The 18,383-nt window shown below is 46.8% G+C and carries 9 protein-coding genes; all 9 read right to left on the reverse strand.

Annotated elements, in window-relative coordinates; genetic code table 11:
• Positions 1–15: 15 nt before the first annotated feature.
• The gene (locus KIK04_RS05270; RefSeq protein ID WP_232277262.1) at positions 16–13,764 is read right to left on the reverse strand and encodes a WIAG-tail domain; all 13,749 of its coding nucleotides are present in this window, start codon (positions 13,762–13,764) and stop codon (positions 16–18) included.
• A gap of 392 nt (positions 13,765–14,156) precedes the next feature.
• Positions 14,157–14,618 carry a hypothetical protein gene (locus tag KIK04_RS05275; RefSeq protein ID WP_232277263.1) on the reverse strand — a complete coding sequence of 154 codons (462 nt, stop codon included), beginning with the start codon at positions 14,616–14,618 and terminating at the stop codon, positions 14,157–14,159.
• 189 nt (positions 14,619–14,807) lie between these two features.
• Complete coding sequence (locus KIK04_RS05280; protein WP_232277264.1) at positions 14,808–15,044, reverse strand: hypothetical protein; 237 nt, start codon at positions 15,042–15,044, stop codon at positions 14,808–14,810.
• Between the two features lie 473 nt (positions 15,045–15,517).
• Positions 15,518–15,844 carry a hypothetical protein gene (locus KIK04_RS05285; RefSeq protein ID WP_232277265.1) on the reverse strand — a complete coding sequence of 109 codons (327 nt, stop codon included), beginning with the start codon at positions 15,842–15,844 and terminating at the stop codon, positions 15,518–15,520.
• Between the two features lie 156 nt (positions 15,845–16,000).
• Positions 16,001–16,327 carry a hypothetical protein gene (locus KIK04_RS05290; protein ID WP_232277266.1) on the reverse strand — a complete coding sequence of 109 codons (327 nt, stop codon included), beginning with the start codon at positions 16,325–16,327 and terminating at the stop codon, positions 16,001–16,003.
• Positions 16,324–16,518 (reverse strand): hypothetical protein, encoded by a 195-nt coding sequence (locus KIK04_RS05295; RefSeq protein WP_232277267.1) that lies wholly within the window; start codon positions 16,516–16,518, stop codon positions 16,324–16,326. Before KIK04_RS05295 ends, KIK04_RS05290 begins: the two co-directional genes overlap by 4 nt.
• Before the next feature lie 8 nt (positions 16,519–16,526).
• Entirely contained in the window at positions 16,527–17,036 is a 510-nt protein-coding gene (locus tag KIK04_RS05300) for an RHS repeat-associated core domain-containing protein (protein WP_232277268.1), read from the reverse strand.
• Between the two features lie 121 nt (positions 17,037–17,157).
• The gene (locus KIK04_RS05305; RefSeq protein WP_232277269.1) at positions 17,158–17,796 is read right to left on the reverse strand and encodes a hypothetical protein; all 639 of its coding nucleotides are present in this window, start codon (positions 17,794–17,796) and stop codon (positions 17,158–17,160) included.
• Positions 17,797–17,986: 190 nt separating this feature from the next.
• The gene (locus KIK04_RS05310) at positions 17,987–18,376 is read right to left on the reverse strand and encodes a hypothetical protein (protein WP_232277270.1); all 390 of its coding nucleotides are present in this window, start codon (positions 18,374–18,376) and stop codon (positions 17,987–17,989) included.
• Positions 18,377–18,383: the final 7 nt, after the last annotated feature.

Consider the following 18,383-nt stretch of genomic DNA (forward strand, 5'->3'; position numbering starts at 1 on the left):
ATGCATGATTAATCGTTATCCAATCGCAATCCAAGATATAAAGCCAACCGGTTGCGGTCCGATTCGAGTGCGGATTATTTCGATAATGGCATGATCATGTGCTTTGGATTTCAACACGGCATAGCACGACCCATGGTTCGTCATTGCTACGACTACGTAGTCAGGGCTCGTATAGGCCTCACCGAAGGTAAGTTGAACTTCAATTTTTTCATCATGATCTTTGAAGGAAAAAGGTGTGGCTCCGAACTGCTGTAGAGCTGCGCTGTGGGCTTTAGACGTACGTACTGGTGAAAATGCACATTTTTCAGGGGTGACTGCACCCGCTCGTAAATGTTCACTCTGAATCGTTCCTTCAACAAGGTGACGACTTGTAACCGCTTCGTCGACGATATGGGCGGATTGAATGGAATAGACACTAATATGGCGACTTTCGATGGAATCTTCTGCAATATGCGACGCCTGCACAGCATCATCAGCAATATGATGCTCGGTTACAGCTCCCGCTGCAAGATGAGCGGTCTGAATAATATTCGAAGCAAGATGTTGATCTTTAATCGCGCCTTTGGCAACATGCTCCGAATGTACGCTACTTTTAGCCAGATGAGCTTCTGTAATAGCCCCGTCTACGACATGCTCTGTATAAATCGAAGCAGCGGCGAGATGGTATTCGGTAATGGCGCCTTCCATAAGATGATGACTTGCTATTACATCGGCAGCCAAATGCACGCCCTGAATGGTTCCGGCGGAAATATGCTGTGCCTGCACGCTATTTGATGCCAAATGAGCTGTTGTTACCGCTCCTTGGTTGATATGCATGGCTTGCACTGCGCCAGCGCTTAAGTGCCGCGAATCGATTGCTGCTTCCCCGATGTGCGGCGCTTGCACGCTGCTTGCCGTCAAATGAGCGGCGCTTATTGCTCCTTGCTCGATGTGTCCGGCTTGCACTGCTCTTTGGCCGATATGCATCGCTTGCACTGCGCCAGCGCTTAAGTGCCACGATTCAATCGCTGCTTCCCCGATATGTGGCGCTTGCACACTGTCTGCCGTCAAATGAGCGGCGCTTATCGCTCCTTGCTCGATGTGTCCGGCTTGCACTGCTCCTTGGCCGATATGCATCGCTTGCACTGTGCCAGTGCTTAAGTGCCGCGCTTCGATCGCTGATTCCCCGATGTGCGGCGCTTGCACGCTGCTTGCCGTCAAATGAGCGGCGCTTATTGCTCCTTGCTCGATGTGTTCGGCTTGCACTGCTCCTTGGCCGATATGCATCGCTTGCACTGCGCCAGCGCTTATGTGCCGCGCTTCAATCGCTGCTTCCCCGACATGCGGCGCTTGCACGCTGCTTGCCGTCAAATGCGCAGCACTTATCGCTCCTTGCTCGATGTGCATGGCTTGCACAGCGCCAGCACTTAAGTGCCACGATTCAATCGCTGCTTCCCCGACATGCGGCGCTTGCACGCTGCCTGCCGTCAAATGAGTGGCGCTTATTGCTCCTTGCTCGATGTGTCCGGCTTGCACTGCGCCAGCACTTAAGTGCCGCGCTTCGATCACTGTTTCCCCGATATGCGGCGCTTGCACGCTGTCTGCCGTCAAATGAGCAGCACTTATCGCTCCTTGCTCGATGTGCATGGCTTGCACTGCTCCAGCGCTTAAGTGCCGCGCTTCAATCGCTGCTTCCCCGACATGCGGCGCTTGCACGCTGTCTGCCGTCAAATGCGCAGCGCTTATCGCTCCTTGCTCGATGTGCATGGCTTGCACAGCGCCAGCACTTAAGTGCCACGATTCAATCGCTGCTTCCCCGACATGCGGTGCTTGCACGCTGTCTGCCGTCAAATGCGCAGCGCTTATCGCTCCTTGCTCGATGTGTCCGGCTTGCACTACGCCAGCGCTTAAGTGCCGCGCTTCTATCGCTGCTTCCCCGATGTGCGGCGCTTGCACGCTGTCCATTGCAAGCTTATGACTTGTAACAGCACTATCCGCGAGCTTATTCGTTACAATGGCCCCATCTACAAGGTGAATCGCCTGCACCGTATCGTGTTGTAAATGCTCATACCCAACCGAATCCGGCTGTAAATTAGCGTTGTTCATTAAGAGCGGTCCAAAATGACGTGCTTCAAGGATGCCATCTGCTAAATGAAGCGATTGAATACTGCCTTCTGCGATATGGCCTTCTTGTATGCTTTGCTCTGCCAATTGGGCAGACCCGACCGTTCCATCCGCAATATGGCGTGTTTCGATAGCCCCAGCAGCAACATGTGCAGATTGGACAGCGTCCACTTCCAAATGTGCAGACTGTACACTGTTCGCCGAAAGATGTTGGCTGGCAATTTCCCCTGCTACTAGATGAGAGCTATGAATCGATCCAAAAGCAATGTGCTTTGCTTGCACGACCAATGGTGCCAAATGCTCACTTTTAACAGATAGAACATCTAACTGATCCGAGCCAACAGCCCGAGACTCAAGGTGAGCGGCATTAACGATATGCTCTTGTAAATGGATGGAACTTACCGCGTGGTAACCTAATTTTTCCGCTGTTACAGAACCATCTTGTAATGCTACCGTACTCACAGCTTCTTCTTGCAAATGATGCATTTCAATTGCAGACTCGCAAATATGCTCGGCACGAATTTCGCCTACCGATAAGACTTGCTGATCTTTAGGTTGAATCGCATCTTCCAAAAACTGACGCAATGTCTCATCCAGATGAACAGCCTGAATGGAGTTAGGAACAATATGAACATCAGCGATAGTACCAAATGCAATTTTAGATGCCGTCACACTTCCATCCAACAACTTCTCCGTCGTCACACTTCCATCTAACAGCTTCTCCGCCGTCACACTTCCGTCCAACAACTTCTCAGCCGTCACACTTCCGTCCAACAGCTTCTCCGCCGTTACGCTTCCATCCAACAACTTCTCTGTCGTCACACTTCCATCCAACAACTTCTCTGCCGTCACACTTCCATCCAACAGCTTCTCCGTCGTCACACTTCCGTCCAACAACTTCTCCGTCGTTACACTTCCGTCCAACAACTTCTCCGTCGTCACACTTCCGTCCAACAACTTCTCCGTCGTCACACTTCCGTCCAACAACTTCTCCGCCGTCACACTTCCATCCAACAACTTCTCCGTCGTCACACTTCCGTCCAACAACTTCTCTGCCGTCACACTTCCATCCAACAACTTCTCCGCCGTCACACTTCCATCCAACAACTTCTCCGTCGTCACACTTCTATCCAACAACTTCTCTGCTGTCACACTTCCATCCAACAACTTCTCCGTCGTCACACTTCCATCCAACAACTTCTCCGTCGTCACACTTCCATCCAACAACTTCTCTGCTGTCACACTTCCATCCAACAGCTTCTCCGCCGTCACACTTCCGTCCAACAACTTCTCCGTCGTCACGCTTCCGTCCAACAACTTCTCCGTCGTCACACTTCCATCCAACAACTTCTCCGCCGTCACACTTCCATCCAACAACTTCTCTGCTGTCACACTTCCATCCAACAGCTTCTCCGTCGTCACGCTTCCGTCCAACAACTTCTCCGTCGTTACACTTCCGTCCAACAACTTCTCAGCCGTTACACTTCCATCCAACAACTTCTCCGTCGTCACACTTCCATCCAACAACTTCTCCGTCGTCACACTTCTATCCAACAACTTTTCCGTCGTCACACTTCCATCCAACAGCTTCTCTGCCGTCACACTTCCATCCAACAACTTCTCCGTCGTCACACTTCTATCCAACAACTTCTCCGTCGTCACACTTCCATCCAACAGCTTCTCTGCCGTCACACTTCCATCCAACAGCTTCTCCGTCGTCACACTTCCATCCAACAACTTCTCTGCCGTCACACTTCCATCCAACAACTTCTCTGCCGTCACACTTCCATCCAACAACTTTTCCGTCGTTACACTTCCATCCAACAACTTTTCCGTCGTTACACTTCCATCCAACAACTTTTCCGTCGTTACACTATCGTCTGCTAACAGCACCGCTACGCCGTCACGAACCACATCCGTAATCGTTCGCAGCACCTCATCGCTCAAATGCTCTTGACGTATAGCAGCTTCACTAATATGGGCTGACTCCACTGCTCTAGCCGCTAGTTTTTCAGACGTTATCGTGCCATCCTGCAGCTTCTCGCCATGAAAATCACCTTGCATAAAATGCTGCATTTGGAATGCGCCTACTTGCAAATGCTCTGGACCGATCGACATTTTCTGAACATGCACCGAGGTAATTTCTCCGAAGCCGATATGACGAGCTCGAATCGCTCCGGCAGCAATATGCTCCGTCTGAACCACATGCGGCGCAATATGCTCACTCTGAACGGCCTCCGCTTGCAGCTTATGCGCCGTTATACTGTTGTCCGCTAATTTCCCAGTTGTTACACTGCCCTCATCCAGCTCCGTTTTCCCAATAGCACCAGGCTGAATATGCTCACTCAGCACGACGTTCATAGCTAACTTCTCTGACGTTACTGAGCCGTTCTCAAGTGCTGTAGACGTTACTGCTCGATGTTGAATATGACGTGCAGTTACTGCATAATCAGCTAAATTAACGGATTCAACTGCTCCATATGCCAGTTTTTCAGTTGCAATAATGCCATCCTTCAAATGCTCGGTACGAATGGCCGAAGCTTGAATGTGTTGCGGTTCAATTGCATGCGCAGCAAGATGCTCCGTATTTACCGCCCCACCTGCGATATGCGTTTTTTCAACCGCTTTAGGCGCAAGTGTACTTGAAGATACGATCCCAGCATTCAAGTGCCCTTCCAAAATCGCACCCGCCGACAGATGTATGGCACCGATAGCAGCAGGAGCTATTTTCTCCCTCGTTACCGCTTCATGAGTGAGCTTCTCAGACGTAACGCTGCCATTTTGCAAGCAGTCAGAAGAAATAGCATCAGCTTGCATATGCTCCGCGCCAACCGCTTGAGCAGCTAACTGTTCACTACGCACAGCGCCGTCGGCCAGCTTCTCCGTGTTCACAGCATGACGAGCAAGATGAGCCTGTTGCACCGCCGCTGGCTGAATATGCCCAGATTCGATAAGGTTAGGTTGTAAATGAGCTCCCGCTACTTCGCCAATACCAATATGGCGGCTTCGCACAGCGTTATCAGCTAGCTGCTCTTCTCCGACAGCTTCATAATGAATATGCTCTCGATGCACAGATTCACCAGCAAGCTGTTCAGCACCCACTGCACCCGTTGTAAGCTTTTCTCTCGTTATACTTGCATCCGAAATTTTACTTGCTGTAACGCTGTCGTCTTGTAGTAAAGAACTAGTAATCGAATCAAACTGTAAATGTTCGGTTCCAATTGCGTCTGCTACGATATGGTTGCTTGTTACAGCTCCTTCGGCCAACTTATTCGCCGTTACCGTGTTGTCAGCGATATGCCCTGTCTGCACCGCGCCAAATTGTAAATGTAAACTGTTAATCATGGCGTCCGTCAAATGATGCGCTTCGATTTCGCCCGACCCAATATGATGTGTGCGAACCGCATAATCGCTTATATGTCGCGCCTCGATAATCCCATTGCCAACATGCTCCGTATGCACAGCGTTATGTGCGAGATGAGATGCACCAATGGACCGCTTCGTTAATTTTTCACTTGTTACGCTTCCGTCTGCTAGCGCAAGCTCGCCTACCGCATTAGCCGCTATGTGCTCGGCTGCGATGGCGCTGCCCGATATATGAGCGCTCTTGACAGCACCTGCTGCCAGCTTCGCTCCCGTGACACTGCCGTTTTTTAACGCCATCTCATCAACAGCATTCACAGCAATATGGACGGTATCTATCGCTCCATTGGCAATATGCTCAGCCATTACGGACTCCGCTGCCAGCTTCGATCCTGTCACACTACCATCTTGCAGCACGGATTCATCCACCGCGCCATCAGCTAGATGTTCGGCTGTCACTGCTCCGACCACCAGATGATTACCAGTCACTGCACCTACAGACAGCTTCGCTCCCGTCACACTGCCATCTTGCAGTGCTGCTTCCTCTACCGCACCAACTGCTAGATGTTCGGCTGTCACTGCTCCGACCACGAGATGATCGCCGGATACAGCTCCGATCGACAGCTTTGCTCCCGTCACACTGCCATCTTGCAGCGCTGCTTCCATTACTGCTCCAGCTGCGAGATGAGCGGCTACCACTGCTCCGACCGCGAGCTGATCCCCTGTCACTGCACCTACAGACAGCTTCGATCCTGTCACACTGCCATCTTGTAGCGCCGCTTCCATTACTGCTCCAGCTGCTAAATGTTCGGCTGTCACTGCTCCGACCACGAGATGGTCGCCAGTCACTGCTCCTACAGACAGCTTCGCTCCCGTTACACTGCCGTCTTGCAGCGCTGCTTCCGCTACCGCCCCATCAGCTAGATGCTCGGCTGTCACTGCTCCGACCACGAGATGGTCGCCGGTTACGGCTCTGCTCGACAGCTTCGCTCCCGTCACACTGCCATCTTGCAGCACTGCTTCCATTACTGCTCCAGCTGCGAGATGTTCGGCTGTTACTGCTCCGACTGCGAGATGCTCGCCGTTCACAGCTCCGATCGACAACTTCGCTCCTGTTACGCTGCCATTTTTAAGAGCCGCTTCCTTCACTGCTCCATCTGCGAGATGAGCAGCTGTCACGACGCCTTCCGCTAAGTGATCGCTCGTCACCGCTCCTGCCGATAGCTTCGCTCCGGTTACACTGCCATCCTTCAACGCTCTTTCGCCTACGGCTTCAGGCTGCATCTGCCTACTGCCAACAGACTCCACTGCCATATGCGCATGCTGTACCACACCATCCGGCATCCAAGTCGAAACACTATTTTGCACTTCATGGGCAAAAGCAGCAAATACATCGTTGTTTAAATGTTCTTTACGCACAATGCCAATGTTCAAATGCGCTGCTACGACCGACTTAGGAGCCAGCTTCGACTGCGTCACACTACCATCTGCTAACGCATTCTCGGTTACAGCTCCTTCTTGAAAATGATGTCGGCCTACTGACTCGATGCCAAGTTGCCCCGTTTGCACGGCACCGAAAGCCATTTTTTCCGATGTAATACTGCCGTTGCGCAACGACTCGCCACGAATACTTTCCGGTTGTAAATGGTCTGATGTCAGCGTCTGCCAAGCTAATTTATTACCTGTAATTGACTTATCAGCTAACCGCTCGCCGCCTAATTCATCCAACATAAAATGATGCAGTTGGAAAGATCCCGCCTGCAAATGTTCGGGACCAATAGACATGGGCTGCAAATGTTCTGACGTAATTTCACCTAAAGCGATGTGACGTCCTTTGACTACGCCGTTTACGAGATGATCAGATTGAATCGCATTAGGTGCAATATGGCTCTGCTGTACGGCCTCCGCTTGCAGCTTCGTAGACGACACGGCGCCATCGCTTAATTTTTCACTCGTTACACTGCGCGTAGCCAGCTTCGCCGTCGTTACACTACTATCTCCCAGTCCTTGCTCCTGAATGGCACCATCCTGTACATGCTCGGCACGTATAGCCTGCTTGGTGAGTTTTTCGCCAGTCACCGCCCCGTCAGACAAGGCTTCACGTGAGACAGAACCTTCAGATAAGTGATACGATCGTATGGCGTGATCAGCCAAATGATGGGACCGAATCGACAATGCGGCAATATGGTCGCTCTGTACCGCCTCAGCTTGTAGCTTCTCGGACGAGACGCTTATGTTGGCCAAATGTTGAGCATGCACCGTATTTGAACGAAGATGCTCTTGGGTAACAACACCTGCTGATAAATGTTCAGCATGTACGGCCCCTGATGCAAGGTGATGGCTTTGAATCGCTTGTGGCGCAATTTTATCCGCTGTAACAACCCCACTGGCCAATGCAGCCTCATCCACAGCACCTGCTTGAATATGTTTAGCGGCTACTGTATCTTCACCTAAATGCGCAGCCTGCACCGCGCTTTTCGCTAGCTTCGTCGAGCTGACAGCTTCGTCTTGGATGTGTTCAGCATGAATCGCGTACGACTGCATATGCTGTGGCCCTACGGCCTGCGGATGTATATGCTCGCCAGTGATCGCTCCATTTGCCACGTGAATACCTTCGATAGTATGGTTGCGTATCGTGCGACCGGACACCGCTCCGGTAGCTAAGTGTTCTGCCAAAATAGACTCGATCCGCATATGTGCCGAGCTAATCGATTCTGTCGCAACCTTTTGTCCGGTAACAGCGCCGTTCGCCAACTTCTCATTCGAAACGCTGCCATGCTGCAACATAGACGTAGTTAACGCATCGTCTTGAATATGCTCACTGTTAATCGACTTCAGCGCAATTTTTTTACCGTAGACCGCCCGATTGTCAAGCTTCTCTGCGCTAACTGAACCGTCGGCAAGATGCTCGCCGTGTACGGCCGAAGCTTGCAACTGATTCGGCCCGATTACATACTCTTGCAAATGCTCGGTCTGAATTTCACCAGTGCCCAAATGACGCGCCTGTATCACATGGTCTGCCAAATGTCGCGAGCTAACCGCATGATTGGCCAAATGCTCACCATTAACGCCCTCAACCGCCAGCTGTTCAGAACCAACCGCACCGGTAACGAGTTTATCGCTTGTAATGCTGCCCGCTGCTAATTTATCAACGGTCACGCTCTCATCTTGCAGCAAAGCGTTCGTTATGGATTGCAACTGCAAGTGTTCGGTTGCCATGCTGCCACGGGCGACTTTGCTGCCCGTTACGGCCCCGTCCGTCAACTTGTCGCTCGTAATCGCACCGTCAACCACATGATAACCGTGAATAGCTGCATGTTGAATGTTCTGACTGCTGACTGAACTGTCAGACAAATGTAAACTATCGATTTCACCTATACCAATATGGTGAGTACGCACCGCATGGTCACTAATATGACGCGCTTCGATAATGGCGTTGTCAAGGTGCTCGGTTTGGATCGACTGCGCAATCAAATGGGCTGACGTAATGGCACGTTTCCCAATTTTGTTGCTTGTCACGCTGCCCTCAGCCAATTTTTCATTGAGTACACTGCCGTCCTGCATCATATATGCCCCGATAGAGTGCGGTTCAATATGCTCGCTCCGTACTGACTTTGGCGCCAATTTTTCAGACGTCACTACGCCGTCAGACAACTTATCATTCGTAATGGATCGATCCACCAAGTGAGCCGTCTGCACATTGGCCTCTGCAATATGACGAGATGTAACCGATTTAGGCAAAAGGTGTTCGGACATAATTTCGCATTCGGCAATATGCTTGCCTTCAATGGAAGACAGGGCAATATGTTTGCCGCGCACGGCTGAGTCTGTGATGTGGCGGCCCTCAACTGCTGAATCAGCCAACTTCAAGGCGCTTACGGCATTGTCGGCCAATTTGCTACGCTCAACGGCCCCTTCTTGTAACATTTCTGTCCGAATAATGTCCGCTTGCAAATGGGCTGCGCTAATACTTTGCTCACGCAAGTGATGAGGAAGGATCGCACCTTCTGTCAAATGCTCGGACACGATAATGCTCGACTTTAAATGTCGGGCGTCAATAAGTTCTGCCTGCAAATGAAGCGAGCCTACAGAAGAAATTTGCAAATGCTCACTGCCAATACTTTCTGTATGCAAATGATCCCCTGAGACAGATCCAAATGCAATATGCTCACTCGTCACCGCTTGGGCAGCAATTTGCTGCGAGTCGATCGCGTGGTCAGCAATGGCCTCTGTCGTGACTGCGCCAAGAGCTATATGTTCAGCTGTAATCGCGGCAGCATACACATGTGACGATTGAATGGCACCCGCTGCAAGGTGAATCCCTGTTAAGGTTTCGCTTTGAAGATGCTCCCCGCTTATCGCCTGCAGGCTAATATGTCTGCCTTCTACAGCAGCCTCCATGATGTGAGCAGCTTCAACGGCTCCTTTAGCCAACTTGGCAGCTGTTATGGCACCATCCTGCAAATGCTGGGTGTTCAGAGCTGCATCCGCAATGTGCGTTCCGGTAATTGAACCATCTTGCAGCTTATCGCCCGTTAAGCTTTGATCGGCAATGAAGTCGCCTGTCAGCACATCTCCGCCAAGATGCGCGATCGATATACTTCCCTTTTTCAAATGATAGCCTTGCACCGACTCCACACGTAAATGCTTGCCGGAAATCGTCTCTAGCGCAATGTGCTTCCCAATAATCGCGTTAGCAGCAATCTTATCTTGCGTAACACTGTTGTCCTGTAGCATATCTGTCGTGATCGCCTGCGGTTGGATGTGACGCTCGGTTACGCTGCCGTCAGCAAGATGGACTTGGTTAATAATATCCGGTGTTAAATGTGCAGCCTGAATGACCTGTTGGCCTAGTTTCGCAGCTGTAATCGTTCCGTCTTGTAAATGAATCGCTGCTATGCTGTCTGTTTGCAGTTGCTCAGAACCAATGCTATTGAAAGCAACTTTGTCTTGGGTAATCGCTTGATCTTGAAAATGTGCGGTACTTAAGCTATTTTGCTGAATATGGCTGCCTTGAATGGATTCATCTGCAAGATGGGTAGGACGAATGCTACTTGGCGCGATGTGGCGGGAAGTAACACTGCTGGACGCCAACTGATCGCTTGTGACGGCTTCAGCCTGTATCGCTTCCGTATTTACAGAGTCAGCCGCAATATGCTCGACATGAACAGAATCGGGAGTAAGATGGCGGGCTTGAATGGACTTATCTCGAATCGTTTCGCCCGTGACGGCTCCTTCTGTCAAATGCATCTGCTCGACACTGTCAGCAGCTAATTTATCTGCTGTTACGCTTTGGTTAGCCAGCTTGCTTGTTGTAACGGCCATATCGCTGACTTTGTCCGTGGACACACTTTCTGGCGACAACTTTAATGAAGTAATCACATGGTCGGCCAAATGGTGCGAGTATACGACTCCAGCGCCAATATGCCGATCCCGTACCGCGTGCGCTGCCATTTTATCGCTTGTGACGGAATCGTTTTTGAGCATCGACGATTCGATAGCATGGGCACGAATATGCTCACTGCCGATTGCACCAGGTGCGATATGGCCGTCTAGTACGGAGCAAATCTCAATCGCTTGAGCTGTAATCGCGCCATCACTAATGTGACGCGCTTGTACGCTGGCATCAGCAAGCTTATCAGCCGTGACACTCCATTCGGCCAGCTTCTGATGTGTAACGGCGTTGTCCGCAATAATTTCCGTGATCACGCTAGCTGTGCCGAGCTTGTCGGTCGTAATGGCCTCGTCACGAATGTGCAGGGTTTCGACCGCATGCATGCTAATGTGCTTACTTTGCACAGCTTGCTCAGCGATGATATAGGAAGTCACTGAACCGTCCTTGAGATGACGCTCATCAATACTTTCCCTTACGATATGATCGCTACCTACTACTTCGGTAGCAATATGCTGTGCTGTCACAGATGATGGAGATAGTTGTTGTGAGCCGACTGACTGTTTCGCGATGTGCCGCGTCTGTACGGCTTCGTCTGCAATTTTGTGGGGGACGACGCTTTGATCTGCAATTTTGGATGAGGTGACCGCATGATCCACGAGCTTAATCGTCGTAATCGCTTGATCGGCCAACTTACCGGAAGTAACCGCCTGCTCGGTTAAGTGCCAGCCTTGAATTTCGCCTTGCCCAATATGCTCTTGGTGAACGACTTCCTCTTGTAGATGTTGCGTTTGAACCGAGCCAGGCAAAATGTGCACAGCGGTGATGGATTGCGGCTGCAATTGCACACCGACTAACGCCCCTGGCGCAATGTGCTCGCCTTTAATTTGTCCTTGGCCGATGTGACGACTTTCGATCACTTGCTCTGCAATCGCCCTACCCGTTACACTACCGTCTAGCAAGTGTCCGCTCTTTACGCTGCCAGGAGCCAACTTATCGCTCGTTATCGAAGCACTACGCAGCTTCGAGGTCGTAACAGACTCCTCCGCGAGCTTCGAGGTATCGATGGCTTCATTCGCTAAATTTTCAGGATGAATAGCTCCGCTTCGAATTTTGTCCGAAGTAATCGCTTGATCTTGCAGCAACTCGGTTGAAATGATAAAGGCGCTCAAATGTTTCGTTTGAATGGAACCTTCAGCGATTTTGTCAGAGTCGATCGTCTTATCGGCAAGCTTTTCGGACGTGATGCTGCCGTCTTTAATTTTTTCGCCTGTAATCGAACGATCTCGAATTTTACCACCTGAAATGGCATTGCGAATTAAATGCTCGCCAGCTATTGACTCTGGTGCAATTTTTGAGCCTGTTATGGCCCCATCGGCAATTTTAATGGTAGATACCGAGTAGTCTCGCAACGCATCGGAGTCGATACTTTCACGCTTTATTTTAGAGCCGCTGATCGCATACGATGCCAACTTCTCATTTGTAACCGATTCATCGGCAATATCATCGGTGTAAATAAATGCTTTGGTCCGCTTGTTCCGCTTTTCTTGCAGCCATTGTTCGCGATCTGCTTCACTTGAGCTTTGGTTGGAGCCCGCGCCTACGCTTGGATTTGGATTTGGATTTTGATTTTGATTTGGGTTGGGGTTTGGATTTGGGTTTACGTTTGGGTTGGGCCTTGAGTTTGGGTTTGGGTCTGAGTTTGGGTTTGAGTTCGAGCTTGAGTTTGGGCCTATGTTTGCGCTGCCTTGAATCTCGTTTGGGTTTGGGATAGCTTCCTGCTCATCAACTGAGATACGCGACTCATCCGGTTTCGGAGTCTGCTCCATTCTTGATCGGGCCTGCATTTCTTTTTGCTTGGCACTCCTGTTCGGTCGGCCAGTGGAGCTGAGGTTGCTCGTGTCGGTCAATTCCTCATGTGCCTTAGCGATAGGGGGAATACCGCGAGTAGGTTTGGATTCACCACTCATTGACACGCTTTCCATTTCATACGTATCCGAATTCACTTTTTCGTTGTCCAAGCCGGTGAATTCACTTTTACTTGCGCCGCTGCTGCTTCTTCCTTCGTCGGTTGATGCCCCTATCCCTTCAAGTTCAGCAGGTTCAACAATCCTGTCAGGCAAAAGATCGCCTTGCTCAATTATCGCGTCGCGCTCTGTTGCCGACTGGCTTCTGCCTCGTGATGACACGCCCCTCGGTTCTGTGCCTCTTCCAGATGACGCTCTGCTACCTACTTCTCTGTTTCCCCTTGATTCCCTAGCTTCTCTTGCTTCCCGATCCCTATATTCTCTTGACTCCCTTGATTCTCTGTTCGAGTCTCGCGAGAAACTTCTAGCTGTACTATCCGGTTGCATAAAAGCAGAAACATCCCGTGAAGCACCTAAATCACTGCCTCCATACGCAACATCTTGCTCCGTCCGTTCAGATGACAACCGTTTTTGTAAGCCCGGAGCAGACGATAGCGCATCATTATTGCGTGTATCTGAACGATGTGCCTCATGCTCAGCAGATAAAAGATCAGCATCATCAACATGAGACTCCATCCGTTCGTCTGTCCGGTTAAGGGGAGCTGATTCGGTCGGCATCTCCGCTAAAGCGTTAATGCTGGCCATTTTTTTCTGCTCTTCCACAACTTTTTTTGTTTTCATCATCCGATCGAGCATTTTTAATTCTGACGTGTTCGGATCATCGACATAATAGAGCGGTTTTTTACCTTTGTTCGAGCGGACTTCTTTCTTCTTCTTCATGTGCTCTCTCCTTTCCGACGGGCTCCAGTCTAAGCCTAATCCATCATATGCGGGCATTCGCCCCATCGTCACAGCCCACTGCACGATCGTGCCGATTTCAGCAAAAAAGTTTCTCTTCCATAAATAGTGAGCGACTAATGGGCGTTTATGTACCAACATACAAGGGCTGATGATGTATCAACCCGAACAGAATTTTTAACACAAAAAGGGAACCACCTCCATAATAGAGGAAGTCCCCTGTTGGCGAACTCATACGAATCTTTTTTATCAAGTTTTGAAGATAATAAATGGAACATCTGCGGATTTTTCTGAAAAACGGGAGTAGTGAACTTTTTTCAACAAGACAGAAACAGCATAATCTACCGCTGCGCAATAACTATCTACTTCCTTTAGAGCAGTCATTGATCGAAATTGGAGTAATCATAGACTGTGAGCTTCCGTGCTTTATCCGTAAGCGTCCAATAGCCCACACCTTGTATCCAAGAAGAGAGCTATTGGAAAAATAAACCTATAACGGCCCCAAGAAGCCAATCAAGGTATAGAAAAGATGACTACAGATTAATTGTAAGAATCAAATTATCAGCAACTTCTTTGAAGTTCCACTTGGAAAGTACAAAAAGTCCTGCGTAAAACTGGTCAATATGAACCGTCTTACTAATAATTGTGTCTTCCTCAATATTTTCTGAAGCGCATGATATGATAATTAACTTCAAAGATTTTATGTCCATCTGACTACAAAATTCAGCGGTTTCTGTTTTCAGGTTGATAATTTCAATTGGCGGGTTTCCTTCTTCCTCCCAATCCTCAAACAGACCTACAAACTCTTGGTCAAATAGTTCAATTACTGTTTTCTGAAGAAATGGCTTTAGATATGCTTGTTTCTTCTCAGTTAATTCTTCTTTTAAAAGCACCTTTATTCCTAGTCTTTCAAATCGAGCTACTTCTTTCTTTAAAATTTCCTCATCACAGTTAAAAGTTATAAACTGGGAGCAATCAAAAATTGAATATGACATACATACCCCCCTCGAAAGTTAAGGTCTATACTTCCCGTTATTACGATAATTATAAAGTTGACTTACATCTTTCCTTGTAGGAGATGTCACTCCTCCATTTTTTGTTTTACTTCCAACAGAACCCCTAATGTTCCCTGAACGGTTGACATTTCGTAGGGGTTGATGAACGTGTGGGGATAAATTAGCATGTTAATCGCTACCAAATCTTTTGAATTTCCCTCCTGATTGACCTACATTGTTAAATCCCGACGATTGAGTGTGTAACTTTGTTTCTTTATCTGCCGGAACATTCTTCTTTACATTCCCTTCAAAAGTACGTTCCCCTGCTTGAGCCTTATAACCTCGTGTTTCAAGACCTTTACCTGTTCCCTTGATAGAGCCCATTCCACCAATGGAACCAAGTGTTCCTCCTGCCACAGTTGCCATAACAGAGCCCATTTACCATGTATCATAAGCATCAAGTAACTCACCTTTTGCCCAATCGGCATTTCCTGAACTGTTACCGTATGAACTGGTTTGAGTCGCTAATCCAAACAAATATTTGAATTGGTTGTTATCCTGATCGTTAAAAATAGGTTCGAACACAGTACCCAAGTATGAGCGAGTTGCCCATTATTCAGGATCTCGTGTAGAGCTTAATCCCATAGCATGGTCGAGTACTAATTCAAGCTCCATCAAATTGTAAGTTTGGTATCGATGTCCGCTCGGATCGAAATATTTCAAGGGGTTATTAATCACATACGTATATAAGTTCAAACTAAGCGGGTTATTGAGTTCCCCTTCATACGTATCCTAGTTTATAAAGCGCACCTAATATTGAAAAAAGAAACCACATGCAACTAAAAACGCATGTGGTAAATACACAAGATCTTCGTCATTTCAACAATATTACTTCATATTTACTTCATATATCTACTTTCGATGCTAATAATATCGCGAACTTCATTCAGTACTCTAATAATTAATTCACTACTTTTAGCCGATTCCTCAACAGTTAAATAACCTGATTCGGATTTCAGTGTAGTGTACAACAAGAATAATTTTTCAATTAGGCTCCTTTTCACGTATTCTTGACCGTGGATTAAAGAAAATAATTCTTTTAGACATTGGGACATTTCTGCGAGTTCATCCATTAATACCTCACCACGAACTCGTATATGTGGAAAAAACAATATCATGTGCTTATAAAGAATACCTTCTAATTCGGTTATTCGTTCTTCATTCATGGTAGATACCCCTTTATCGCAAATTGCTGTATATACTGATAGAAAGACAGCTCTTCTTCACCAGCAAGCGCATCCTATTAGTGGAAAAAAAGAAACCACATGCACCTAAAAATACGCATGTGGTAAATACACAAGATCTTTGTCAATCCAACAGCCTTACTTCATATATCTGCTTTCGATACTAATAATATCACGAACTTCATTCAGTACTCTTCTAATTAGTTCACCATTTTTCTCTAACTCTTCTTCAGATAAATAACCAGTTTCAGAATCAAGTCTTGTGTATAGATAAAATAATCTTTCTACTAGGCTCCTTTTTACATATTCTTGACCATGGATTAAATGAAACAACTCCTTTAAACATTCGGATATTGTTGTCAGTTCAACTACTAATACCTCACCATGAACTCTTAAGCGTGGAAAAAATGGAACCATATTCTTCTTAAGAGTATCTTCCAATTCTGTTATACGTTCTTCACTCATGGTAAATACCCCTTTATTGCAGATTGGTTTATATACTGATAAAAAGATAACTCTTCTTCACCAAAGGAAATAGCAGCTGCATCATCATTAATTCCATCAAATTCATAATATGGATTTACACGCTTTGAGGTTGCTTTTGTAATATCTATTATTACAACTCCCCTTTTATCACCTTCTGAATTGAGCTTCATTGCATAATCTAAATTCCTAGTTGTCGATATCCATGGATCAATCCAATTGAATTATCATCGCCAGACGATGAGGGATTATACGTGATATGCTCAAGTAAACTCCATTCTCTATTCGGGAATGTATGCTTGGACAATATTCCTTTCCCTTTCATCAAAGTTCCTACATTCGCTGAATTCAAAGCTCGATAAACATATCTCCCCGTTTTATCTTTTCTGTATTTTTCAGCATTTTCAAGTGATAATATCGTTAATTTACTTACTTTAGCAAAATCTTCATTAATACCTTGTTGGCTCTCTCCAACAGGACTTGGATTAAAAATGGAACCTAAAAATCCTCCTAGAACTCCACCAAGAAAACCGCCCGCTCTACCTCCTTTGCTTCCACCTTTTGCCCCACCTTCAATTACTCGAAAACTTTCTCGTTGAAATTGACGCCAATCAAGCTTGAATGCTGCTTCATGCCCAGAAGGATCAATATACTTCAGTGGGTTATTCATGACATATGCATATAAATTCAAAGATAGAGGATTACCTAGCTTACCTTCATACGTATCTTAGTTTATAAAGCGTACCGTTAATCTATTAAATTTCAAAAAAGAAGCCACATTGAGTCAAGCTCACATGTGGCTCCGAGTATATTTAATTATTTAAATCGTCGAGCATTTCTCTAATCTCTCTAAGTTCATTAGAAATTTCTTTTGCTACTTCTTTGTTTTTGGGATCATTTCTATCTTTCAGATTCATTTCCCAAAAAAAATCAACATGCACCGACATGATCTTTTCCTTTATTTTCTCTTCCTCGGCGTTGAATTTTTTATCATAGAAGTCAATATTCATTTTAAGATCTCCAACAATCCCTACTCCTAATATATCATCAAATTGCTGTCCTCTCTTAAGTTTGTTGTTCAGGGAAGCATATTTATTTAGTTGAGCTTCAGCATTTTCATAAAGTCCCTCAATAGAAGCGTTAAAAGAAAACACTTCTTTTCTTGGTTTAACTTCCCACATTTGAAAATTAGAAGTTACAATATCTACCCAATAATGCTTATTAGGTCGCCACCAAGGAGTCTGTTCTTCAATATGATATTCCAACTGTGTAGCCAGACCTGTCTGCCGATGAATTGATCTTCCTGCAATAATTTGAGTAATTTCATGGAATGCTTGATACCTTCCAGTATCTTTATTACCATTAGCAGAAATAACAGTATTTATCATTTTTTCTGTATTATTTTTTCTTGAAAACGTTGCAAAAATCCTATTAATGAGTTCTTTTGCCATACGGCCACTAGGATCAACATACCTCAACGGGTTATTCTCTACATACGTATACAAATTCAACGTGAGAGGATTACCCAACTTCCCTTCATACGTATCCTAGTTTATAAAGCGTATTTCCAACAGTGTAAAAAAGAAACCACATGGAGTTGAACTCACATGTGGCATGATATGCTGTCTTTGCCTCGAAAACTCACCTTTTTTTATATTTCACCAAAATAACCCCAATCAAATTACCTATAATAATTGAAAGTAGAGAGAGAAATAGTATAACAAGCAAAATAAGACCATCTGCTATATTCCCCTCAACTTCAGTATCTTGATTACCTATCATATTTCTTAATATTGCACAAAACACTACCATAAAAATAAAAATTGCTATACTCAAGAAAAAGTATCTCCATTTATCTTTCTTAGTTGTGTAGCCAAAAGTCACGACGTTCACCATAACAGAGATGGAGAAAAACACTACCAAAACCCATTCCGTCATGAGCCACTCAAAATTAAAAATTAGAAGACCGACAACAAAAGTAATTATTAGATGTATAACAGGATTAAAAACATACCTTAATAAGTCGTTCATACCCCTC

Source organism: Paenibacillus sp. 481, from assembly GCF_021223605.1.
Taxonomy (GTDB): Bacteria; Bacillota; Bacilli; order Paenibacillales; family Paenibacillaceae; genus Paenibacillus_B.

Excerpts from the sequence above, each read along its gene's own strand:
- KIK04_RS05285 (WP_232277265.1), bottom strand. The coding sequence starts at position 15,844 with ATGAATGAAGAACGAATAACCGAATTAGAAGGTATTCTTTATAAGCAC.
- KIK04_RS05280 (WP_232277264.1), bottom strand. The coding sequence starts at position 15,044 with ATGGCAACTGTGGCAGGAGGAACACTTGGTTCCATTGGTGGAATGGGC.
- KIK04_RS05270 (WP_232277262.1), bottom strand. The coding sequence starts at position 13,764 with ATGTTGGTACATAAACGCCCATTAGTCGCTCACTATTTATGGAAGAGA.
- KIK04_RS05310 (WP_232277270.1), bottom strand. The coding sequence starts at position 18,376 with ATGAACGACTTATTAAGGTATGTTTTTAATCCTGTTATACATCTAATA.
- KIK04_RS05275 (WP_232277263.1), bottom strand. The coding sequence starts at position 14,618 with ATGTCATATTCAATTTTTGATTGCTCCCAGTTTATAACTTTTAACTGT.
- KIK04_RS05305 (WP_232277269.1), bottom strand. The coding sequence starts at position 17,796 with ATGGCAAAAGAACTCATTAATAGGATTTTTGCAACGTTTTCAAGAAAA.
- KIK04_RS05290 (WP_232277266.1), bottom strand. The coding sequence starts at position 16,327 with ATGAGTGAAGAACGTATAACAGAATTGGAAGATACTCTTAAGAAGAAT.
- KIK04_RS05295 (WP_232277267.1), bottom strand. The coding sequence starts at position 16,518 with ATGAAGCTCAATTCAGAAGGTGATAAAAGGGGAGTTGTAATAATAGAT.